The following is a 21,034-nucleotide window of genomic DNA, read 5'->3' on the forward strand; positions in this document are numbered from 1 at the left end:
TTTACAAATTCTTAACAGTTCAGCTACTTTCTCTTAATAATTAAGTCCTATACTAAGAACTGGGAGCAAAAGAGTTGCTTTGCCTTGACTACATAAATAAAGAGGAGGAAGTTGGTTTGAACTTTAAAAAAGTATGGATGATTCCAACATTCGCTACGCTGGCAGTATTTGCATCCGCATGTGGCGGCGGGGGAGAAGAGCCCGGGGGTTCGGAAGAGAGTTCCGGCAGTGAAGGCAGCGGAGAAGAAAGTGCTGGCCAGGAAGGCGGAGGCTCTGGGGATATTGCTATTGACGGCTCCTCTACGGTTTTTCCGATTATGGAGGCAGTATCCGAAGAGTTTCAGCAGGAGCACGGGGATATCGAAGCTCCTGTAGGGGTTTCGGGTTCCGGGGGAGGATTTGAACGCTTTATTGCTGGCGAAACAGATTTAAGTAACGCTTCGCGTCCTATTGAGCAGGAAGAAGAAGAGGCGCTGGAAGAAGCGGGTATTGAATATACCGAGTTGGAATTGGCTTACGACGGCATCACCGTAGCTGTAAATACGGAAAATGACTTCGTGGACAATTTAACATTTGAAGAATTATCACAAATCTTTGCAGATGGAAGTGATGCACAGAACTGGTCTGACATTCGTGATAGCTGGCCAGAGGAGCCAATTGATATCTACGCGCCAGGCACGGATTCCGGCACGTACGATTATTTCAGTGAAGCAGTGCTTGAAGAAGGAGACATTAACCGTGAAGCACAGCTTTCCGAGGATGATAACGTACTGGTGAACGGTGTCGCAGGCAGCCAGAACGCTATCGGCTTCTTCGGTTATGCGTACTATGCAGAAAATCAGGATTCCTTAAAAGCAGTTCCAATCGTACCGGAAGAAGACGGAAATGAAGGTATTGAGCCTAGCGAGGAAACAATTAACGATCAATCATACCCACTTGCGCGCCCGTTGTTCACATATGTGAAAAATGAATCTCTTCAGCAGAACGAAGATGTTGTGGAGTATGTGCGGTTCATGAATGAAAACGCAGGAAGTTTAGCGGAAGAAGTAGGATACGTAGCGGCTCCAGAGGAAGTGTATGAAGAAAATGCCCAAAAGATTGACGAAGTAGTTAATCAATAGAAGAAAATGGCACGGAGAAGCGAGGGAGAATATACTCCCTTGCTTTTATCCTTGCACTTAGGGAATTATCTGTTAAGGGGATGTGCAGAAATGGAAGATCGTTCAAAACTCTCGATCAGTGAACGAATCGAGCAGAGAACCAAAGGTTCGGGTTCATCGAGTTTCATGGAAAAGCTGATGCCTATTGTCTTTTTTATTTGCGCTTTAATATCGGTACTTACTACTGTCGGTATTGTTTTTACTCTTTTATTTGAAACAATAACATTTTTCAGTAATGTGCCGTTTGCTGATTTCTTCGCTTCTGTGGAATGGTATCCATTTTTCTCTGACCCACAGTATGGTATTTGGCCATTGGTGAACGGGACATTAATGATTGCAGGAATTGCTATGCTTGTGGCAGTACCTTTCGGACTGGGCGCTGCTATTTATTTAAGTGAATACGCATCGGAAAAAGTACGTAAAACAGTAAAACCTGTTCTTGAGGTATTGGCAGGCATACCGACGATTGTGTATGGCTTTTTTGCTCTTACGTTTGTTACACCGATTTTACGATCCATTATACCAGGGATGGATATTTATAATGCGCTTAGTCCCGGAATTATCGTTGGTGTTATGATCATTCCAATGATTGCAAGCCTTTCGGAAGATGCAATGAGTTCTGTGCCAAATTCGATCCGCCAGGGCGCTTTTGCTTTAGGGGCCACCCGAATGGAAGTGACCGTAAAAGTAGTTATGCCGGCAGCTTTGTCAGGCATTATTGCTTCTTTTGTTCTGGGAATATCCCGGGCGATTGGAGAAACAATGATTGTAACAGTGGCCGGTGGAGCGAGTCCAACAATGACACTCGATCCGACAGGGGCTGTACAGACTATGACTGCCTACATTGTGCAGGCAACTCAGGGAGACGCAGGGTTTGGTACCCCGATTTACTACAGTATCTACGCTGTCGGAATGACGTTGTTTGTCTTTACTTTGGCTATGAATCTGCTGGCTCACTACATTTCCCGCAGATTCCGGGAGGATTACTAAATGAAATTTGCAAATACGACAGTACCGCAGGAAGTACAGAAGGAAAACTCCCCGCAGTTAAGTAAAAGACAGATTTGGAATAAAGTTTTCAAGGGTGTATGCTTTACCGCTACAGCTTTTAGTATAGCAATGCTTCTCATATTACTGGTACGAATAGTCACCCAGGGAGCAGGCTTCCTTGATTGGGGCCTTTTGACTAATTTTGCGTCAAGAAACGCTGAAGATGCCGGACTGCTGGCTGCCTTAGCTGGAACGATTTGGCTCATGCTGGTTACGGCACCTGTTTCATTTATTTTAGGGGTCGGTACTGCTGTTTATTTGGAGGAATACGCACCTCGAAACAAATTTACAAACTTGCTTCAAACCAACATTTCGAATCTTGCTGGTGTCCCGTCTGTTGTATTCGGCCTGCTGGGGCTTACAATATTTAACCGTCTCATGGGCATGGGAGCAAGTGTCATTGCTGGGGGACTGACGCTCTCCCTGCTTGTGCTTCCGATTATCGTTGTGGCTTCTAGAGAGGCTATCAGCGCAGTGCCGACAGATGTTAAGCATGCCTCCTATGCGATGGGGGCAACAAAATGGCAGACAATCTTTAGAATTGTTGTGCCTACAGCTTTGCCGGGGGTGTTAACAGGTACCATTCTAGCTTTATCCCGGGCGATCGGTGAAACAGCTCCTATCCTGGTGCTTGGTGCGTTAACATACGTCGCTTCCACCCCTTCAAACCTATTTTCGAATTTCACAGCAATGCCGGTTCAGATATATAACTGGACCGGCCGGCCACAGCAGGAATTTCAGGATATTGCAGCAGCTGGGATCATTATTTTACTGTTGATGCTTTTGGTTATGAACTCGATTGCTGTATTTATCAGAAGTAAATTCCAGAAGCGCTTTTAATAAAAGGCACAAAGAAAGGGGTAGCCAGATGCAAACCAAGCATGAAAACCGTTCAGTAGAGGATAATAGTATTAATGCCGAGGAAAAAGCACCGCTTGCCTACAATGTTGAGCAGTTGAATCTTTGGTACGCTGATAACCATGCGCTGCAGGACATTTCAATGAAAATCCCGGAAAAATCTGTGACAGCTATTATTGGTCCTTCAGGCTGTGGAAAATCGACATTTATTAAAACATTAAACCGAATGACCGAAATGAACCCGATTGTGAAAACAAACGGCTCTATCAAATATCGGGAAAATGAGATTTTTGCAAAGAATTTTAGTGTAGAATATTTACGGACTAAGGTAGGTATGGTGTTTCAAAACCCGAACCCGTTTCCAAAATCAATCTACGACAACGTCACGTATGGCCCGAAAATTCATGGCATTAAAGATAAAAAAACGCTTGATGAAATCGTAGAAAGAAGCTTAAAAAAAGCAGCCATCTGGGATGAGACGAAGGACCGGCTGAAAGAAAATGCTTTCGGCCTTTCCGGCGGCCAGCAGCAGCGTCTATGTATCGCCCGCTGCCTCGCGATCGAGCCTGATATTATTTTAATGGATGAGCCTACCTCAGCATTGGACCCGATTTCCACGCTGAAAATAGAAGAACTGGTCCAGGAGCTTAAAAAAGACTACACGATTGTTATTGTTACCCATAATATGCAGCAGGCCGCCCGGATTTCGGACAGTACAGCTTTCTTCTTAAATGGCGTCATTGTAGAACATGATCAAACAGATAAAATCTTTTCCTCACCGGAAAAAAAGGAAACCGAAGATTATATTTCCGGCAGATTCGGCTGATCCGGAAGAAAGAGGTTATATAATGGGCGTTCGAAAGTCGTACGAGCAGGATTTGACGTATTTAAAACAAGAGGTACTCGCTATGGGAAAATACGTGAAGTATGCTTTCGAGCAATCCCTGCTCGCCCTAAAAATCAATGACAATCAATCACTTACCCAAAATATTGTTGCAGACGATAAAAACATCAATTCCATGGAGCTGAAAATCATGGATGCTGCAATGCTGACCATTGCCAAGCAGCAGCCGGTGGCTACCGATCTTCGAAGATGCATTGTGGCTTTAAAAATGGCTGGTGATCTTGAACGAATGGGGGATATTGCAGTAGATATTGCCAAAGGCTCAGCCAGATTAAGTGAAAATAGAAGCCGGAATGATACTGACCAGTTAACTGATATGGCGGAAATTGCCAAGCAAATGTTTGACCAGGCCATGGAGGCATATGAGAATCAGGAATTGATGCACGCCCAACGTGTTGCTTCTTTAGATGATCATGTGGACAGTAAATACAAATCATTTATACAGAAGCAGCTTCGGCAGAAAGCCGATGAAGTACTGCTGGAAGATATTACCCAGCTATCTTTTATCGGCCGCTATATCGAGCGGTTTGCGGATCATACAACCAACCTGGCAGAGTGGGTGGTTTATGAAGTGAATGGCCAACATTTTGATTTAAATTAACATGAAAAGCATGAAGAAGCCTCCGTCACATATAGCGGGGGCTTTTATGCTTTCCTGAAGCCGCAAGGCCGCCCGAATCCCTGAAAGAAAAATTTTACTCTGCTCTTATCTCAAATACCTGCTCCGGGCTGTCGATATAAAAAGAGAAGATGATGTTACAGCTCACCATTGATTAGTATTGAGTTCAAAAGGCGGAGGTACGGGCATGAGCCATACAGAATATTTGGATATGTTTATTGAAGAAAGCCAGGAGCACATTCAGGCGATTAACGTCCACTTGTTGGAACTTGAAAAGCAACCGGAGGATGAAACGATTATCGGGGAAATTTTTCGTTCAGCCCACACGATGAAAGGCATGGCCGGGACAATGGGGTACGATGATTTGACGAATGTGACGCACGCCCTCGAAAATGTTCTTGACCAAATGCGTGAAAAAACAAGGCTTGCAGATGCAGAAACGATGGATGTATTGCTTGAAGCAGCAGATATAGCTGAAGAAATTGTAGAAAATATCGCTTCGGGTGGCGATGGAAAAAAAGATATACAGGCCATTACGGCAAAGCTTCTTGGCAAAAGCACTCAATCTGAGACAGCTTTGAAAACAGAAAAAACAAAGAGTGTTGCCATGGATTGGAACGAATACGACCAGGCAGTAATCGCCCAGTCGGTGGATAGCGGAATGCAGGCATATACAATTCAAGTCGTACTTGAGGAGCATGCCATGCTAAAAGCAGCACGTGCCTATATGGTGTTTGAAGCTCTTGAAGCAGACGGCTATGTTATTAAATCTGTGCCGGAAGCTTCAGATATTGAAGCAGAACGGTTTGATAACGAATTTACTGTAGCAGTAGTGACCGCCGCTGCAAAAGAAGAAGTGGTCAGCCGGATAGCTTCTATTTCCGAAATTGGAGAAGTGCTGGCAGAGGAAATTGAACTAGGGAGTAAAACGGAGAACCGGGAAAGTTCCGAAAAGCCAACGGTTCCAGTTGAGAAAGAAACCAGTGCTCCAGAACGGAAGCGTGCTGATACCAACAAAACGATCCGGGTTAACATCGACCGGCTGGATAAGCTGATGAACCTCTTTGAAGAGCTGGTTATTGACCGCGGGCGCCTCGAGCGTATATCCGAAGAAATACGAAGCAGTGAGTTGACAGAGACAGTCGAAAGAATGTCCCGGACGACCGGAAGCCTGCAGGAAATTATTTTACATATGCGAATGGTGCCGGTAGACCAAGTGTTCAGCCGTTTTCCGAAAATGGTGCGGAGCCTGTCTAGAGACCTTGGCAAGCAGATTGAACTTGAAGTCATCGGGGCAGAAACAGAACTCGATCGTTCTATTATTGATGAAATCGGGGACCCACTCGTTCACCTTATACGAAATTCGATCGACCATGGAATTGAGATGCCCGAAAAAAGAAGGCAGAACGGCAAGCCGGAAGAGGGACACGTAGAGCTTCGTGCCTATCACAGCGGGAATCATGTGTATATTGAAATTGAGGATGATGGCGGCGGGATTGACCGGGAGCGTGTATTGAAAAAAGCAGTGGAAAACGAAGTAATAGCTGCAGAAGATGCGGACGCCCTGACGGATTACGATATTCATCAGTTTATTTTTTCAGCAGGATTCAGCACTGTCGATAAAGTGACTGATTTATCGGGGCGCGGTGTAGGCCTGGATGTTGTGAAAAACACGTTTGAGTCGCTCGGCGGTGTAATCAGTGTGCATTCCGAGAAAGGGAAGGGGACGAAGTTCAGTATTCAGCTGCCGCTGACTCTTTCAATTATTGATGTAATGCTTGTGGATGTAGGACAAGAGCATTACGGGCTGCCGCTGACTTCGATTGTAGAAACGGCAAGTATTAAGAGCGACAGCATATTTTATGTGCACAAGCGGAAAATGATTGATTTTCGCGGAAACATTATCCCGGTGATGTTTTTGGAGGATGTGTTTGAAGTTCCAGTGGCACGGGAGTGGGATCGGGAAAATTATTCTGTAGTAGTGGTTCATAAAGGGGAAAAAATGGCCGCCCTGGTCGTCGACAGCTTTATTGGCCAGCAGGATGTCGTACTGAAATCGCTTGGCCATTACCTCAGGGACGTGCGCGCCATATCCGGAGCAACGATCCTTGGTGATGGCAATGTAGCATTAATTGTAGATACGAATGCTCTATTGTAAGGAGGAAAAGATAGTATGACAGAAGAAAACGCCGTGAAAAAAGTCATTATATTCCGGCTGGAGGCCGAAGAATACGGGGTTGAAGTAAGTTATGTCCAGTCGATCGAACGAATGCAGAATTTCACTCGTATACCGAATGCAGAAAAAAGCGTACGCGGGGTAATTAATTTACGGGGTGTTATCATTCCAATCATTGATCTTCGAAAAAAGCTTTCCTACGAAGAAGTCTCATATACGGAAGAAACGAGAATTTTAATTTTAGCTCTTGAAGGCAACCATGCTGGCCTTATTGTGGACGCGGCTAACGACGTGATGGATATATTTGAAAGTGAAATCGGAGCGCCGCCTCAGGCAATGTCGAAAGAAGAACAAATGTATTTAAAGAATGTAGTTAAGAAAGAAAACCGCGTGTTCACTCTATTAAATGTCTATGCAGTAGCCGAGTCGTTGGATACGGCGTCTGTTTGATTCAAAGGGCTGTTCTCCTTTACGATGAGGAAAACAGCCCTGTTTCTTATAGGGAAGCGCAAAAACCGAAGAAGGAGAACGGTAAAAATATTCACAGGACTGTACGCCGCAGGTAGAACAAGGTATGATGTTAACAGCGACGCCGTGCGTCCGAAATTTTATATAATGGGGACATGCTTCCATGAGTTTACATCAATCGACCGAAGAAAAACAGTATGATATCAATATGATGTTCGTATTGTTTTTATTTTCAGTAGTCAGCTGTTTCTACATTTTTCAGGCACAGCAGCTTGAACAGTATGAAGGTAATTTTATGATTCAGCAGATTATTTTTTTCGTGCTGGCTTTTGCGATTATGATGGTAGTTCTACATTTTGATTTTGAGTATTACTTGGTACTGCACTGGTTTTTATACGCTGTGGGGCTGGCTCTTTTGGCAGGGCTGCTGGTCGCTCCCTCAAGTATCGCCCCGGTAATCAATGGAGCGAAATCATGGTATATCATACCGGGCCTCGGCCAGTTTCAACCAGCGGAATTCATGAGGATTTTCCTGATTTTGACGCTCAGCGCTATTATTTACAATCACCATACAGAGTACAGTGGAAGCAAAAATATGCGCTCTGACTTTATACTTATAGGGAAAATGTTTTTGCCGACACTTCCGGTGGTTCTGCTTTTGGCGACGCAGCCGGATATGGGGAGCGTCATGCTCGTAGGTGCTATTTTCGTTTCTCTCTTAGTCGTTTCAGGCATTTCCTATAAAATATTGGTAGTAGCTATCGGAGGGCCGCTTTTAGCAATACTTGGATTTGTCGTTTCATTTTTTCAGTTTCCCAATTTGATGGAGCGGTTTGTATTTTCTAATATGGACCCTTACCAGGTAAGCAGAATTCAGGGGTGGCTGAATCCGTTTGAAAATCAGGATGCTGGTTTTCAAACAGCAAGAGCACTGACGGCTATCGGCTCTGGAAGGTTGTTTGGCAATGACGGAACCCAGGTTTATATTCCGGAAGCCCATACGGACTTTATCTTTGCAGTTATTGGTTCAGTGCATGGCTTTCTGGGCGGCGCGATGGTTATTACCCTTTATTTTGTGCTACTGTACCAGATCCTTTTGATTAGCATGCGTTCACATAACGCTTATGGCAAGTACATCTGCGCAGGCGTGATTGGGCTGTTTGCTTTCCAGATATTTCAAAATATTGGTCAAAGCCTTGGCCTTCTGCCTGTTACTGGCTTTACGCTGCCGCTTCTCAGCTACGGAGGAAGCTCGCTTGTCGGGACAATGTTTATTTTAGGAATTGTAATGAGCGTACGCTATCATTCAAAAAATTACTTTTTCGCTCATCACAAAAATCAATAAAAGCCAGCCGGATCACGGCTGGCTTTTGTTTATGGTTTTTTGGCGTGTGTAGAATTCTTTAGTGCCCCGGGTCTCCCGGAAAAGGAAAAGAGCTGTTCATTCTGCCTCTGCACGGTCCAGATAAGTGTATCCAGTTTACGCTCCATCCGGTAAACGAGAAAAAAGGCTAGCATTACAGCGGCTCCCTGGTCTCCGGCTAACTTTATCCATTCCTCCACGAAAAATCCTCCTTTATAAAGAATCCCCCAGCCCGAGAGGCTGAGGGAAGCGGGTTAATTGGTTTCCCAGACAGTGTTCACATTTCGTTCCACGACTCTTGCATACACTTTTTTAGTAACAATGCCATCACTTGTGAAAAAGGCTTCCTTAGCAATAATGCTATCCATTAATGCTTCTACTGCTGTTTCATCAACAGGTTCTGCTGGATCCTCAATGGAAAGGGTAGTAGCTTTGCCATAATCGCTTTCAAAACGAAGCTGTAATTGCTTGCTCATCATTTTCACCTCCTGCGGTTAAAATTATTCCGGGCTTTTACACCGGGACCTGCATACTGTACTCGTTGTTGCGCTCGAGGCTTTGTACGACGTGGGACTGAAGAGCAGCAATGCCATTCGCAATTTCCTGCAGATCATCATCTGAAATTTCAGGGGTTATATTGCGGAATGTTTTTCGTTTGTATTCGCCGCTTCCGTCTTCACCGGGGCCTAGATAAAACTCAAATGAAAGATTAGTTCTTGTTAGCTGAGCCATGTGTCTCACCTCCTTCACCGTATATATTGACGGTCCGAAGCGAAAGGGGGGAGGCTTGTGTTTATTTTGTGAAGGTTATGGGAATATCACCATGGAATGTTAATCGAAGGAGGTCTTGCAATGAATGTATTGGTAATTGGAGCGAACGGAAAAATTGCACGTCATCTGGTGGAGGAACTGAAAAAAACGGAGCACCATGTGACGGCGTTAATTAGAAAGGAAGAACAATCTGAAGAGCTGAAGAGCCTGGGCGCGGACGAGACAGCAGTCCGTGATTTGGAAGGGGATATCTCCGACGCATTTGCCGGTAAGGATGCAGCTGTCTTCGCAGCGGGTTCAGGCGGGCATACTGGCCCTGATAAAACTACCATTATCGACTTGTGGGGTTCGAGAAAGTCCGTAGAAGCAGCCAAAGCCCACGGAGTGAAACGCTTCATCCAGGTAAGTTCAATGAATACAGACGAACCAGAGAACGGCCCGGAAAAAATGCGCCATTACTTTATTGCTAAACGAGTGGCGGATGACTACCTTGAAGAAAGCGGTCTTGATTATACTATTGTACGGCCGGGGATGCTTACAAACGATGATCCTAGCGGCACAGTAGAGTTAAAGCAAAAACTAAATGAAAAGGGCGAAATTCCACGTGCGGATGTAGCGAAAGTAATCGCAGCTTCTCTGGATACGCCGGGCACTATCCGCAAGAAATTTGATTTAATCAGTGGCGATAAAGAAATTATTGCAGCACTCAACGAACTATAAGAAACAGATAAACAGCCGGCTAAGCTCGCCGGCTGTTTTTATATAACAATCACAGGAGGAAGCAGCTATGATGAATAGTTCAGGGTCCCGGATCTCCGGCCGTGCTCTATGGTTGAATTTTTTGCTGCTGTTTGCAGTTGGTGTTGGCGTTGTTGCTGCTGTATTTCAGGGGGAGGCTTTGAGATATATAAGCGGTTTATTTCCTTTCAATTCAGCTGTTTCCGATAGCTTTACCGGGCTCTGCACAGGAATAGCGGCGGGATTTTTCGCCTGGTGGGCACACGAAAAACAATGGTTTGCCGTGCCGGACAATACATATACTGATCTCTTAAAGGAGCTGATTCGCCGCCGTGGAAGCTTTTGGGCTGTGACAGCAGGAGCAGCGGTATCAGAAGAAATGTTGTTTCGGGCAGCGGTGCTTGGCACACTGGTGCTTATACTGCCGGATTTTCTTGCGTTAGGTGTTTCCGCTTTTATTTTTATGCTGGTGCACGTGCCGCAATATGCCGGCCAACAGCTGATCCACGCCTGGATTTTTGTCCTGGGGCTCCTGCTTGGCGGCCTGCTTTTATGGCAGGGAACGCTGTGGGGGGCTGCGGCTGCCCATGCAGGATACAACGCGGTCTCTTTTCTGATTTGGAAACGAAGTGAGGCCAGGGAGAAACCAAACTCCTAAGCTAGTGGCTGGAAGAATTAATAGCTGTTACCTGTTTGGTGCCGTTCAAGGCGAAGCTGCGTTTTCATTTGTTCTTCGGAAGAAACAAGATAATAGCTTACACCGTTTTGCTCAGCAGCGCTGCCCTGGATTTCAGTCGTCTGGATCCGGGAGAGGGCAGGGGTGTAGTGATAAGAAAAGCTGCGGATATCCTGGAACGTCATATCCGTTTGTATGTGGTCACCGAGGGCGTAAAGCAGTTCTTCCGCTTTTTGCAGAGTAGCCGGGCTTTTTGCTTTTTCAAGCAGTGCTTCGAGCACCTGCTGTTGACGAATGTTTCTTCCCAAATCCCCTTTTGGATCCTGCTTACGCATACGGACATAATAGAGGGCCTGATCCCCATTTAAATGAAGCTCTCCCTCTGTATAAGTAAAAGGCTTTCCTTCATCTTTAGTAAAGGTTAAGTCATTTTGGACGGTGACCCCGCCGTACGCATCGACAATTTCCCGAAAACCCTCCATATCTGCTTCGACTGTAAAATCAATGGAGGTGTCCAGAAATTCTTCAGATGTTTTTTTCAATAAAGGCATTCCTCCATAACTGTAGGCATGATTTATTTTATCCGTGCCTTCCCTGCCCGGAATGTAAACTTTAGTATCTCTTGGAATGTTAAATAACAGAGTGGATTCATTATCAGGATGAATAGAGACAATCATAATGACATCTGCGCGGGAGGCTGTTTCTTCTTTGTCTGTGCCTGCCACCAGAATGGTCTGCGGGCCAGAAATTGTAGAAGCTTCTTCGTGCAAGGGCTCCGTTGTTATTTTCTCTTTTTGTCCAGCAGTTATAGTGTAATAATAGTAAAAAAGGCCGCCGAGGGATAAGAAGCATGTGAATAGGAATGTGATTATAAAAAACAAATATACGTTTCGCATCATTGGACGTCCTGTCTTTAAAAGTCAAAATCTCTCTTTTTATATCGACAGGAAAGGGAATATGTTCAGTGGAAAAGAATGCTCCCTGCGTTGACAAAAAGAGAGAGCAGCGTTATATTCAACGTTACTGCTAGTTATAATCTCGTTAGGTGAGGCTCCTGCATAGATAGAAGCTTCTGCCCAAAAATGTCTAAAGACGCCAATGGGTCAACAGAATTCATCGAATTAAGGTGTTTTTTAATGAAGCTGGATGATACATTCCTACGCTGTGCAGTGCTAAAGCTCGACGAAGGGGAACAGAACGGGCATATATGGTGATTGGCTGATTATGCACGTCTTCCCAACGGTGGAAGGCGTTTTTTGTTTGAAACAGTGGAAAGAGAGCAGTCGGCAGAAAGAATAACCGCGGTTGCCTGTTTCGGCCTGGAGAGGAGGAAAAGGATGGAGAAATTAAATGAACAAGCACGGGAAGAATTCGTGGGGCTGATAGCAGAATCATTGCAGCAGGAGCGCATGGAAACGTTTCGGGAATTATTTCTGGATCTGCATCCTGCGGACCAGGCAGAAGTCTTTTTGGAGCTTGATGAAGAGCGGGCGGTCGTCTACGAATTTTTGTCTCCGGAAGAATTTGCCGAAGTGTTTGACAGCTTTGAACCTGAAGTACAAAAAGAAGTAGCATTGCAGTTGAACGATCAGTACGCTGCCGAAGTGTACAATAATATGTATGCAGATGATGTTGCTGACTTTTTAGGAGAGCTCGAGCCAAGGCAGATGACTCATATTCTGCAGGCAATGGATCAAGAGGGCGCCAACGACGTACGGGAACTGCTGGCCTACGAAGATAAAACAGCCGGGGCCATCATGACAAAAGAATTTGTCTCTATCAAAGCAGCGGACACGATTGAGGCAGTAATCGAGCATCTTCGGCGGGAAGGGCCGGATGCAGAAATGATCTATTATCTGTATGTAGTTGATGCACAGGATAAACTTGCCGGGGTTGCATCGATCCGTGATTTGATTGTAGCGGATTCAGACCGCACCGTGGCCGAAGTAATGAGCAGCCGGGTCGTTTCCGTTCACGTAGAGGATGACCAGGAAGAGGTCGCCCAGCTGATACAAAAATATGATTTTCTAGCTACGCCTGTTATTGATAATGAAGGCCGGCTTGTGGGAATCGTAACGGTAGATGACGCACTCGATGTGCTTGCAGAAGAAGCGTCCGAGGACATCGGAGAAATCTCAGGTTCCCGTGGCTCTACGGATGTAAGTGTTAACGCTTTTAAAGCAGCTAGGCTCCGGGCACCCTGGATTATTCTACTGATGTTTTTAGGGCTGTTTACAGCCCAGGTGATCGGTTGGTTTGAAAGCACACTTGAAAGCGTCGTTCTGCTTGCGGCTTTTATCCCAATGATTATGGGGTCAGCGGGAAACACAGGTACACAATCGCTTGCTGTATCCGTGCGGGCGCTTGCAACTGGAAATATTGAGCGAAAAGGGCTGTGGCGGACTATAAGCCGGGAGTTTTCCACGGGGATTATGATTGGGGTTGCCTCTGGTATTGTAATTACGATCTTATTGTATCTTTTTTACGGGGAGCCTCTGATAGGAGTTATTGTCGGTTTTTCCATTATGATTTCGCTTGGAGTCGCCAGTGTTATCGGGACACTTGTACCGCTTGTGATTAACAAGCTGAAACTGGACCCGGCCATTGCTTCAGGCCCATTCATTACAACGCTCACTGATATTATCAGTCTGCTTATTTATTTTACGGTGGCATCATCGCTCATTCAGAGCATTTGAGGCTCCATTTTTCTGCAAAAACCACACAAAAAAGAGGAGACGCTGTCTCTTCTTTTTTGTGGGCAGTTAATTAGATTAACATTTACGGGGTGTGATAAACTAACACTATCCTGGATGAAAAGGAGCGAGGGCTTTGCAGTTAACAACCTATACGGATTATGCATTACGGATGGTAATGTATTTGGCTGCTCATGATGAAGACGAGTCCCTGCACAGCATTAAACAAATATCGACAGCATACTCTATTTCATACAACCATCTAACAAAAGTCGGGCATGAGTTGTCGAAGCTTGGCGTTATTCATACGGTGAAAGGGCGGAATGGAGGAATTCGTTTAGCTAAAGAACCGGAAGAAATTAACGTTGGCTGGCTTGTAAGGCAGACAGAAGATAACCTGACGCTGGTGGAATGCTTTGATCCGGAAACGAATCAATGTATTTTAGCAGGAAGATGCCGGCTCCAGGGTGTTTTGGGAGAGGCTCTGAAAGCTTATTTAGCAGTGCTTGATAAGTACACGGTTAAAGATATCACAGTGAATAAGGAAATGCTTCATGGTCTGTTTGCAGCTTCCACGGCAAAGAATCAGCCGCCGATTTCTTTTTCTTAGAAAAAGTATCATCGTGCTTGCCCCGGTCACGGTGACTTCGTTAATCATCCAGGAATTAATTATACATAATAAAGCAGCAGCCCCGTTGATACGGGTACTGCTGCTTCTTTGTATGGTCAAAAGGTTAGTTGGTCTCTTCAAACCGCCGGAGATCATTATTATGTCCGATGGCAATGAGTATATCTTCTCTGTAGAGACGGTCCTGGGCCGTCGGAGAGATATTAACATCTTTGCCTCGGCGGATGCCTAGAACGGTGACGCCGTATTTAGCACGAATATCGAGCTGGGCCAGCGTTTTTTTATGCATAGATGCTGGAGCGGTAATTTCTATAATAGAATATTCTGCTGAAAGTTCAATATAGTCAATCACCCGGTCAGAAACGAGGTGCTGGGCAATACGGTTACCCATATCATGCTCCGGATGGATGATTTTATCTGCTCCGATTTTATCGAGAACTTTATGGTGGTGAAAATTCTGCGCCTTTACCCAAACCGAGGGAATGTCCATTTCCTTCAATAAAAGAGTGCACAAAATACTTGCCTGAAGATCATCACCAATAGCAACGATGACATGGTCAAAGTTTGTAATGCCCAGGTTTCTTAATTCTTTTTCATCTGTGCCGTCAGCGACGGCGCTGTAAGTAGAATGATTAGTAATATCATCGAGTTTTTCTTCATTATTATCAATGGCCAGTACGTCATGTCCAAGCTTATACAATTCTGTACTGACGCTGACACCGAACCGGCCGAGTCCGATAATGGCAAATTGTTTTTTCACACGGCTTTCTCCTTTTGCGAAACTGCGGGTTTTCTTCCTGAGATTGTATCGTTAATGTACCGCCGCAGGCCTGATTTGTCAAACGGAAGCCGGATGCAGCACTTCGTCATTGGTTAAAGCGGAGCGGCCGGCAAAATAAAGATGTAGACAGCGCTCTGTCTGTTTTTTTAAATTGGCATTTAAATGGGAGGTGCGGCCCGAGCCGCCGTCAAGATAATACACGTAATGCGTAAAGATATCATCGTTTCGATCAAAGGTAATGTGTATGTTCTTTCTATTCATGTAAAGGCGAAGTTGGCAGAGGTCGTGCTGAAGAGCATCGAAAGCCTGGTGAAACAAGCGCTCATAGGGCTCCTGCAGGCGAAAACCAGAAGATTTAAGCGCCTCGGTGTCAAGCGCCAGTACTTTCTTTACAATCGGGAGTAGAACAGCATAGTGGATAACAATATGCTCCTTTTCTGTAACAACCATTCCTGCCCCCTCCTTCCGATACGTAGTTATATTCATTATACGAATGTGTGTTCCCTTTTTTCAATGAAATTTTTTGGCTGTACAATAATTTTTTCAATTGTATAACTCGAATTTTTATGAATAATGGTCTATAATGGGATTATGTAAGCGGATACAATTCGTTTTTATTTTCCATGAAGTTGTCAGACGATTAGTTTTATTGGCATTAAAGGTGGGTATAGTGCAGTACACACAAATTATTGGCAATCAATAGAGAGGCATTGGGAGGCCATGCGCGCGTCGCCCGCTTTAAAAAAGATCAGTGCCCAGCGGGCGCTGCAATAAGAACAGGGGGTTCGACGAATATGTTACATCCAACTCATGAACAGCATTTTATGAAAAAAGTAAAGCCAATTCAGAATGGAAGAAGACCTTCAAGGCAGATTCTTCAATCTCTATATGCTCAAATGATGATGGAGTACGCTGTGTTTGAATTTAACAGAGAGCGGCTTCTGCGCAAAATTGATGACTCCCTGGATATGCATGACAAGAAGGCTTTTAACGAATGGACAGAGGCCTATAAAGAATTGATGGATGAATACAAGGACGGAAAAGTATTGTTTGAACAAGGATACAAGCTGGAACTCGAATTTGTATAACACGGCATTAACACCCTTCTGGCTCCGCCTGGAGGGTGCTTTTTTGTGAAATAATAAAAAGAAAAATTTCCCCTTGCTTTGCGGTGTTGGCGTTTTTCTTCATTGTTCTTTATACTGGGAAAGAAAGAAATGCGAAGGAGGCAGAGCTGGTGATACTTTCCGACCAAACAATCCGCTCGATGATGGGTCAGGGCGCTCTCAGTATCGATCCGTTAGAAGACCATCAAATCCAGCCGGCATCGGTAGACATTCGTCTGGGCACGCACTTTTTAAAAATCGACGAAAACGCTATTGAGTCGATTCAGCTGGACCAGCCCGCCAAATATGTAGAATTTGAAAGCGACCAGGTGATTATACCTCCGCATTCGTTTCTGCTTGCGACTACAAAAGAATATATCAGGCTCCCCCAGCATATTACAGCTTTTGTGGAGGGGAGAAGCTCGATCGGGCGAATGGGGCTCTTTATTCAAAATGCTGGATGGGTAGATCCAGGATTTGAAGGAGAGATTACACTCGAGCTTTACAACGCCAATCGCCTTCCCATTCGTTTAACGTCCGGAAGACGGCTCGCCCAGCTCGTATTTGCTGAAATGGACCAAAAAGCAGGAGTGCCTTATACAGGTAAATACCAGGGACAGCGGAATGCGATGGGAAGCCACGCTTTTTTAGACCAGGAAAATGAATAACATTATAGTCAGAAACGTACATACGTGAAATGAAAAATAACGATTCAAAAGACTCGTGACCTTTACTGTTCACGGGTTTTTTCGAGGTAAGCGTGAGCAGAGGCACGTACGCAAAAAGATGTTATAATAGGAACGCTGTGAAATGTCTTGGTGGAAAGAAGGAATAACAATTGGGTTTTCAAAATGAAAAGGCGGTCGTTGTCTTTAGTGGAGGCCAGGACAGCACGACCTGTTTGTTCTGGGCATTAGAGCAATTTGAAGAAGTTATTGCCGTAACTTTTTCTTATGGACAGCGGCACGATGAAGAGATAGAAGTAGCAAAGCGGATTGCTGAGGATATTAATATTGAGCATCATGTGCTGGATATGGGACTTTTAAGTCAGCTGGCGCCGAATGCATTAACACGGGATGATATTGAAGTGGAGGCAGGGGAAGACGGAGAGCTTCCTTCTACATTTGTAGAAGGCCGGAACCTGTTATTCTTTTCTTTTGCAACGATTCTTGCCTCGCAGAAAAAGGCAAAACATATCGTTACAGGTGTATGCGAGACCGATTACAGCGGATACCCGGACTGCCGGGATGTGTTTGTGAAATCACTGAATGTATCGTTAAACCTGGCGATAGGCAAAGAGTTTGTGCTGCATACACCGTTAATGTGGCTCGATAAAAAAGAGACCTGGGAGCTTGCCGACCGTCTCGGTAGGCTTAAATATATAAAAGATGAAACGCTCACCTGCTATCACGGCATACCAGGAGACGGGTGCGGGGAATGCCCAGCCTGTAATCTGCGTCGTGCCGGGTATGAGCAATACTTGGAACAAAAAGAAAGGGAAGGATTATGATCTATTCGTATTACCCACAGTGGCCGCACAACTACCGGTATGAATTAAATAAAGATATGCATTTAAGTGCGGCGCACTATATCCCGTCTGAAGAAGCGGGGAAGTGCCGCCGGGTGCATGGGCACACTTATACGATCAATGTGACGGTGGCCGGTGATGAATTGAACCAGAACGGATTTTTAATTGATTTTACTGTATTAAAAAAATGGATCCATAAGCGCTACGACCATACGATGCTGAACGACCATCCAGAGTTTGCCAGTGAAGAAACTGAAGCCGCTTATCCGACGACAGAGGTGGTGGCCCAGGTGATCTGGAAAACAGTCCAGCAGAAGCTCGATGAAACGTCCAATAAACCGAAATGCCTGCAGGTGCTCGTCAGGGAGACTCCGACAAGCTATGCTGTGTTTCGGCCCAAAGAGGGGGACTTTTCCTAAATGAAAGCAACACCGGTACTGGAAATATTCGGACCGACAATTCAGGGGGAAGGCATGGTTATCGGACGGAAAACGATGTTTGTTCGCACTGGCGGCTGTGACTACCGGTGCTCCTGGTGTGATTCCGCCTTTACGTGGGACGGATCGCAAAAAGCAGCAGCGATGAGTGCAGAAGCCATTTATGATAAATTAAAAGAAACCGGAGGAGAAGCCTTTAATCACGTCACCATCTCTGGAGGCAATCCAGCCATGCACCCCGGGCTCGGAGATCTTGTGGAGCTTTTGCAGCAGCATGGAATTGAGACGGCGATTGAGACGCAGGGGTCTATCTGGAACGAATGGGTAAAGGAAATTGACGAAGTAACAGTTTCTCCGAAGCCGCCGAGTTCGCTGATGAAAACGGACTGGCCCAGGCTGGACCGTTATATGGAAGAACTGCAGCCGCGTAGGGATAAAGCCCTCAGCCTGAAGGTCGTCGTTTTTGATGAAAACGATTTGAAATATGCGATAGACGTGCATGAGCGTTATCCTGACGTAACAATGTATCTGCAGGTGGGAAATGACGACACCGCAACGCCGCAGGTGGAGAAATTAAGAGATCACCTGCTTGCGAAATACGAATGGCTTACAGAAAAAGTGCTGCAGGAAGAGCGTTTAAATGGAGTGCGGGTCCTGCCGCAGCTGCATACACTGCTCTGGGGAAACAAACAGGGAGTATAAGGAGGAAAAAAGCATGCCGGAAAGAGAAGACATTGAACAATTAGACCAGCTGGGCAGTGAAAAAACATCGTATACATTTGAGTACGACCCTTCTCTGCTGGAAACATTTGAAAATACGCACCCATATCGGGACTATTTCGTAAAATTTAACTGTCCGGAATTCACCACGCTCTGTCCAAAAACCGGACAGCCAGATTTTGGCACGCTGTATATCAGCTATATTCCGGATGAAAAAATGGTGGAAAGCAAATCGCTGAAGTTGTATTTGTTCAGCTTTCGAAACCACGGAGGCTTCCATGAAGATTCCATAAATACGATTGTGAACGATCTGGTCCATTTAATGAACCCTCGTTATTTGGAGATCTGGGGCAAATTCACTCCGCGTGGCGGTATTTCGATTGACCCGTTTGTAAACTACGGCAGGGCGGGGAGCAAATACGAACAGCTTGCAGAAAACCGGCTGTTTCAGCATGATTTATACCCTGAGCCGATAGACAACCGCTAAGCCTTTCCCAATATGGGAGAGGCTTTTTCAGTAGTGACAGGAAAAAACAAACGCCAGGAGGTTTGAAGTAAATAAGAAGAGGGGTAGAGAAGTAAAGAATTGTGAAAATTCGTGAAAACAGGAGGAACGGGTGCGATGGGCAATCAAACAGCAGGAAATAAAGTGGTGGAAATACTTAAAGAATGGGGAGTAAGCCATCTGTACGGAATGCCCGGGGATTCCATTAATGAGCTCATGGAAGAGCTGAGAAAGGAGAAAGACGGCCTGGAATACATCCAGATCCGTCATGAAGAGACCGGGGCTCTTGCCGCCGCAGCTTATGCGAAGCTCACAGGAAGGCTGGGAGTTTGCTCTTCCATTGCCGGCCCCGGTGGTGTTCATTTATTGAACGGCTTGTATGACGCGAAAAGAGATAAAGTGCCGGTGCTTGCTTTGGTCGGCCAGGTGGAATCTTCGATCATAGGCACAGACAATTTTCAGGAAATCCAGCTGAACCAAATGTTTGCTGATGTCAGTGTGTTTAACGAGCGTGTACAAAGCGCCGAGCAGCTTCCGGATATGCTGCACCAGGCGATTCGTACTGCATATACAGAGAAGGGTGTGTCCGTGCTCGTTATCCCGGACGACATCTCCACGGCAGAAATTAAGCGCGAAGTCCCTATGTCCTCCAGTGCGTTTGCCAGGCCGCAGATCTGGCCGCAGAAGGAAGATATGGTGGAAGCCGCCCGACTGCTGCACGAGGCGCAGAGGCCGGTAATTCTAGCCGGGAAGGGAGCTAGGGAAAGCGTCAGTGAACTGCTTTCATTTGCTGAACATATACAGGCCCCGGTGGTATCCACCCTGCTTGCAAAGAGTGTCGTCCCTGACGAGCACGAGCACAGCCTGGGACAGAACGGACAGATTGGCACAACGCCGTCCTACGAAGCGGTTCAGGAAGCGGATTTGCTGATATTGGCGGGAACATCCTTTCCTTATCGCGATTTTATGCCGAAAAACACGAAAGCGATTCAGATCGATATTGACCCAAGAGTGATAGGGAAATACTATCCTGTGACGGTTGGTTTAGTTTCTGACCTTGGTATGGCTCTGAAGTGGTACACGGAAAACCTCGAACGCCGGGAAGCTTCCGCCTTTATGAAAAAATATAAAGAAAAGAGGAAGGAGTGGTGGGAGGAGCTTGAAAAAGATATGACCGAGGAAACAGACACGCTGCAGCCGCCACAGGTAATTCACGAAGTGCAGCAGTTTTTGGAGGAAAATGCGGTAGTGTCTGTAGATGTTGGAAATGTCACCGTATGGGCGACTCGTTATTTGAAGCTGAAAAAACAGGATTTCGTCATTTCTGGATGGATGGCTACGATGGGCTGCGGTCTTCCGGGTGCAATCGCCGCTAAGGCGGCCTGGCCGGAAAGGCAGACCGTTATGCTTGCCGGGGACGGGGGCTTCGCAATGGGCATGCAGGATTTTGCCACTGCCGTGAAGTACAGGCTTCCAATGATATGTGTCATATTTAACAATGAAAAAATTGGAATGATTGAGTACGAGCAACAGCAGATGGGTCACTTGGATACGGAAACAGATATCAGTGATATTAATTTTGCGGAATTTGCCAAGGCGTGCGGTGGTGAAGGCTACAGAGTAAGATCAAAAATGGAGCTGCATGAGGCTTTGCAAAAAGCTGTGCTTGCCACCAAGCCGGTAGTCATTGATTGCGTAGTGGACATGCAGCCTCCGCTTCCGGGAAGAATTTCGTACCAGCAGGCAGTGCATTACAGTGAGTTTATTATAAAAAACATATTTGAACGCGGGGAGCTTTCTCTGCCGCCTTTGAAAAAAGGGTGGAAACGGATAAAAAAATAAAAGAAAAACCA

General features: G+C 45.6%; 25 protein-coding genes and 1 riboswitch. Of the genes, 19 read left to right on the plus strand and 6 right to left on the minus strand.

The features are described 5' to 3' along the window. Window positions 1-116 precede the first annotated feature (116 nt). The 8 genes from CHL76_RS10040 to CHL76_RS10075 all read left to right on the plus strand — a co-directional run bounded on the left by CHL76_RS10040 (window position 117) and on the right by CHL76_RS10075 (window position 8,580). Complete coding sequence (locus CHL76_RS10040; RefSeq protein ID WP_233133331.1) at window positions 117-1,121, plus strand: PstS family phosphate ABC transporter substrate-binding protein; 1,005 nt, start codon at window positions 117-119, stop codon at window positions 1,119-1,121. 90 nt (window positions 1,122-1,211) lie between these two features. Beyond that, the gene (gene pstC / locus CHL76_RS10045; protein WP_094908475.1) at window positions 1,212-2,150 is read left to right on the plus strand and encodes a phosphate ABC transporter permease subunit PstC; all 939 of its coding nucleotides are present in this window, start codon (window positions 1,212-1,214) and stop codon (window positions 2,148-2,150) included. Beyond that, window positions 2,151-3,050 carry a phosphate ABC transporter permease PstA gene (gene pstA / locus CHL76_RS10050; RefSeq protein ID WP_079475836.1) on the plus strand — a complete coding sequence of 300 codons (900 nt, stop codon included), beginning with the start codon at window positions 2,151-2,153 and terminating at the stop codon, window positions 3,048-3,050. A 28-nt stretch (window positions 3,051-3,078) separates the two neighbouring features. Beyond that, the gene (gene pstB, locus CHL76_RS10055) at window positions 3,079-3,894 is read left to right on the plus strand and encodes a phosphate ABC transporter ATP-binding protein PstB (RefSeq protein ID WP_079475837.1); all 816 of its coding nucleotides are present in this window, start codon (window positions 3,079-3,081) and stop codon (window positions 3,892-3,894) included. A gap of 22 nt (window positions 3,895-3,916) precedes the next feature. Then, window positions 3,917-4,573 carry a phosphate signaling complex protein PhoU gene (gene phoU / locus CHL76_RS10060; protein WP_158219146.1) on the plus strand — a complete coding sequence of 219 codons (657 nt, stop codon included), beginning with the start codon at window positions 3,917-3,919 and terminating at the stop codon, window positions 4,571-4,573. A gap of 205 nt (window positions 4,574-4,778) precedes the next feature. Further along, a complete protein-coding gene (locus CHL76_RS10065; RefSeq protein WP_094908476.1) occupies window positions 4,779-6,749 on the plus strand; it encodes a chemotaxis protein CheA in 1,971 nt (656 codons plus the stop codon). Between the two features lie 15 nt (window positions 6,750-6,764). Continuing rightward, on the plus strand, window positions 6,765-7,217 hold the full coding sequence (locus CHL76_RS10070; protein WP_094908477.1) for a chemotaxis protein CheW: 453 nt from the start codon (window positions 6,765-6,767) through the stop codon (window positions 7,215-7,217). Between the two features lie 181 nt (window positions 7,218-7,398). After that, complete coding sequence (locus CHL76_RS10075; RefSeq protein WP_079475841.1) at window positions 7,399-8,580, plus strand: FtsW/RodA/SpoVE family cell cycle protein; 1,182 nt, start codon at window positions 7,399-7,401, stop codon at window positions 8,578-8,580. Window positions 8,581-8,609: 29 nt separating this feature from the next. Here the strand turns inward: CHL76_RS10075 and CHL76_RS17195 are convergent, their stop codons facing one another. From CHL76_RS17195 to CHL76_RS10090, 3 genes are read right to left on the minus strand one after another with little or no spacing between them, the layout of a single operon-like run. Further along, window positions 8,610-8,798, minus strand: a complete 189-nt coding sequence (locus CHL76_RS17195; protein WP_079475842.1) for a hypothetical protein — start codon at window positions 8,796-8,798, stop codon at window positions 8,610-8,612. A 54-nt stretch (window positions 8,799-8,852) separates the two neighbouring features. Then, window positions 8,853-9,074 (minus strand): DUF2922 domain-containing protein, encoded by a 222-nt coding sequence (locus CHL76_RS10085; protein WP_079475843.1) that lies wholly within the window; start codon window positions 9,072-9,074, stop codon window positions 8,853-8,855. A gap of 37 nt (window positions 9,075-9,111) precedes the next feature. Beyond that, window positions 9,112-9,330, minus strand: coding sequence for a DUF1659 domain-containing protein (locus CHL76_RS10090; protein WP_079475844.1), 219 nt, complete (start codon window positions 9,328-9,330; stop codon window positions 9,112-9,114). Between the two features lie 120 nt (window positions 9,331-9,450). On the opposite strand from CHL76_RS10090, the gene CHL76_RS10095 reads away from it, so the two are divergent. Further along, window positions 9,451-10,089, plus strand: coding sequence for an SDR family oxidoreductase (locus tag CHL76_RS10095; RefSeq protein WP_079475845.1), 639 nt, complete (start codon window positions 9,451-9,453; stop codon window positions 10,087-10,089). 67 nt (window positions 10,090-10,156) lie between these two features. Next, on the plus strand, window positions 10,157-10,765 hold the full coding sequence (locus tag CHL76_RS10100; RefSeq protein ID WP_079475846.1) for a CPBP family glutamic-type intramembrane protease: 609 nt from the start codon (window positions 10,157-10,159) through the stop codon (window positions 10,763-10,765). Between the two features lie 17 nt (window positions 10,766-10,782). On the opposite strand, the gene CHL76_RS10105 is transcribed toward CHL76_RS10100, so the two are convergent. Beyond that, window positions 10,783-11,553: an LCP family protein gene (locus CHL76_RS10105; protein ID WP_158219147.1), complete on the minus strand. Its 771-nt coding sequence runs from the start codon at window positions 11,551-11,553 to the stop codon at window positions 10,783-10,785. Between the two features lie 260 nt (window positions 11,554-11,813). After that, window positions 11,814-11,981: riboswitch (M-box (ykoK) riboswitch) on the plus strand. 139 nt (window positions 11,982-12,120) lie between these two features. Here CHL76_RS10105 and mgtE point away from each other — a divergent pair. After that, complete coding sequence (gene mgtE, locus CHL76_RS10110) at window positions 12,121-13,479, plus strand: magnesium transporter (RefSeq protein WP_079475848.1); 1,359 nt, start codon at window positions 12,121-12,123, stop codon at window positions 13,477-13,479. A gap of 133 nt (window positions 13,480-13,612) precedes the next feature. After that, entirely contained in the window at window positions 13,613-14,086 is a 474-nt protein-coding gene (locus tag CHL76_RS10115; RefSeq protein WP_079475849.1) for an RrF2 family transcriptional regulator, read from the plus strand. Between the two features lie 124 nt (window positions 14,087-14,210). On the opposite strand, the gene CHL76_RS10120 is transcribed toward CHL76_RS10115, so the two are convergent. Beyond that, window positions 14,211-14,864 (minus strand): potassium channel family protein, encoded by a 654-nt coding sequence (locus CHL76_RS10120; RefSeq protein WP_079475850.1) that lies wholly within the window; start codon window positions 14,862-14,864, stop codon window positions 14,211-14,213. Window positions 14,865-14,942: 78 nt separating this feature from the next. Then, the gene (locus CHL76_RS10125) at window positions 14,943-15,335 is read right to left on the minus strand and encodes a hypothetical protein (protein WP_094908479.1); all 393 of its coding nucleotides are present in this window, start codon (window positions 15,333-15,335) and stop codon (window positions 14,943-14,945) included. 344 nt (window positions 15,336-15,679) lie between these two features. On the opposite strand from CHL76_RS10125, the gene CHL76_RS10130 reads away from it, so the two are divergent. From CHL76_RS10130 to CHL76_RS10160, 7 genes are all read left to right on the plus strand, one after another. Further along, window positions 15,680-15,973 carry an IDEAL domain-containing protein gene (locus CHL76_RS10130; RefSeq protein ID WP_079475852.1) on the plus strand — a complete coding sequence of 98 codons (294 nt, stop codon included), beginning with the start codon at window positions 15,680-15,682 and terminating at the stop codon, window positions 15,971-15,973. A 149-nt stretch (window positions 15,974-16,122) separates the two neighbouring features. Further along, window positions 16,123-16,659: a dCTP deaminase gene (gene dcd, locus CHL76_RS10135; protein WP_094908501.1), complete on the plus strand. Its 537-nt coding sequence runs from the start codon at window positions 16,123-16,125 to the stop codon at window positions 16,657-16,659. A 170-nt stretch (window positions 16,660-16,829) separates the two neighbouring features. After that, a complete protein-coding gene (gene queC / locus CHL76_RS10140) occupies window positions 16,830-17,501 on the plus strand; it encodes a 7-cyano-7-deazaguanine synthase QueC (RefSeq protein WP_079475854.1) in 672 nt (223 codons plus the stop codon). Beyond that, window positions 17,498-17,938: a 6-carboxytetrahydropterin synthase QueD gene (queD, locus tag CHL76_RS10145; protein WP_079475855.1), complete on the plus strand. Its 441-nt coding sequence runs from the start codon at window positions 17,498-17,500 to the stop codon at window positions 17,936-17,938. Before queC ends, queD begins: the two co-directional genes overlap by 4 nt. Further along, complete coding sequence (gene queE / locus CHL76_RS10150; protein ID WP_079475856.1) at window positions 17,939-18,658, plus strand: 7-carboxy-7-deazaguanine synthase QueE; 720 nt, start codon at window positions 17,939-17,941, stop codon at window positions 18,656-18,658. Window positions 18,659-18,671: 13 nt separating this feature from the next. After that, a complete protein-coding gene (gene queF, locus CHL76_RS10155; RefSeq protein ID WP_079475857.1) occupies window positions 18,672-19,163 on the plus strand; it encodes a preQ(1) synthase in 492 nt (163 codons plus the stop codon). Between the two features lie 135 nt (window positions 19,164-19,298). After that, window positions 19,299-21,023, plus strand: coding sequence for a pyruvate oxidase (locus CHL76_RS10160; protein ID WP_094908480.1), 1,725 nt, complete (start codon window positions 19,299-19,301; stop codon window positions 21,021-21,023). Window positions 21,024-21,034: the final 11 nt, after the last annotated feature.

Origin of the sequence: Marinococcus halophilus (genome assembly GCF_002265875.1) — a bacterium.
Lineage (GTDB): Bacteria > Bacillota > Bacilli > Bacillales > Marinococcaceae > Marinococcus > Marinococcus halophilus.

Bases quoted from the DNA above. Each gene is read 5' to 3' on its own strand.
- pstC (WP_094908475.1), top strand. From the start codon at position 1,212: ATGGAAGATCGTTCAAAACTCTCGATCAGTGAACGAATCGAGCAGAGA.
- pstA (WP_079475836.1), top strand. From the start codon at position 2,151: ATGAAATTTGCAAATACGACAGTACCGCAGGAAGTACAGAAGGAAAAC.
- pstB (WP_079475837.1), top strand. From the start codon at position 3,079: ATGCAAACCAAGCATGAAAACCGTTCAGTAGAGGATAATAGTATTAAT.
- phoU (WP_158219146.1), top strand. From the start codon at position 3,917: ATGGGCGTTCGAAAGTCGTACGAGCAGGATTTGACGTATTTAAAACAA.
- CHL76_RS10065 (WP_094908476.1), top strand. From the start codon at position 4,779: ATGAGCCATACAGAATATTTGGATATGTTTATTGAAGAAAGCCAGGAG.
- CHL76_RS10070 (WP_094908477.1), top strand. From the start codon at position 6,765: ATGACAGAAGAAAACGCCGTGAAAAAAGTCATTATATTCCGGCTGGAG.
- CHL76_RS10075 (WP_079475841.1), top strand. From the start codon at position 7,399: ATGAGTTTACATCAATCGACCGAAGAAAAACAGTATGATATCAATATG.
- CHL76_RS10085 (WP_079475843.1), bottom strand. From the start codon at position 9,074: ATGAGCAAGCAATTACAGCTTCGTTTTGAAAGCGATTATGGCAAAGCT.
- CHL76_RS10090 (WP_079475844.1), bottom strand. From the start codon at position 9,330: ATGGCTCAGCTAACAAGAACTAATCTTTCATTTGAGTTTTATCTAGGC.
- CHL76_RS10095 (WP_079475845.1), top strand. From the start codon at position 9,451: ATGAATGTATTGGTAATTGGAGCGAACGGAAAAATTGCACGTCATCTG.
- CHL76_RS10100 (WP_079475846.1), top strand. From the start codon at position 10,157: ATGATGAATAGTTCAGGGTCCCGGATCTCCGGCCGTGCTCTATGGTTG.
- mgtE (WP_079475848.1), top strand. From the start codon at position 12,121: ATGGAGAAATTAAATGAACAAGCACGGGAAGAATTCGTGGGGCTGATA.
- CHL76_RS10125 (WP_094908479.1), bottom strand. From the start codon at position 15,335: ATGGTTGTTACAGAAAAGGAGCATATTGTTATCCACTATGCTGTTCTA.
- CHL76_RS10130 (WP_079475852.1), top strand. From the start codon at position 15,680: ATGTTACATCCAACTCATGAACAGCATTTTATGAAAAAAGTAAAGCCA.
- queD (WP_079475855.1), top strand. From the start codon at position 17,498: ATGATCTATTCGTATTACCCACAGTGGCCGCACAACTACCGGTATGAA.
- queE (WP_079475856.1), top strand. From the start codon at position 17,939: ATGAAAGCAACACCGGTACTGGAAATATTCGGACCGACAATTCAGGGG.
- queF (WP_079475857.1), top strand. From the start codon at position 18,672: ATGCCGGAAAGAGAAGACATTGAACAATTAGACCAGCTGGGCAGTGAA.
- CHL76_RS10160 (WP_094908480.1), top strand. From the start codon at position 19,299: ATGGGCAATCAAACAGCAGGAAATAAAGTGGTGGAAATACTTAAAGAA.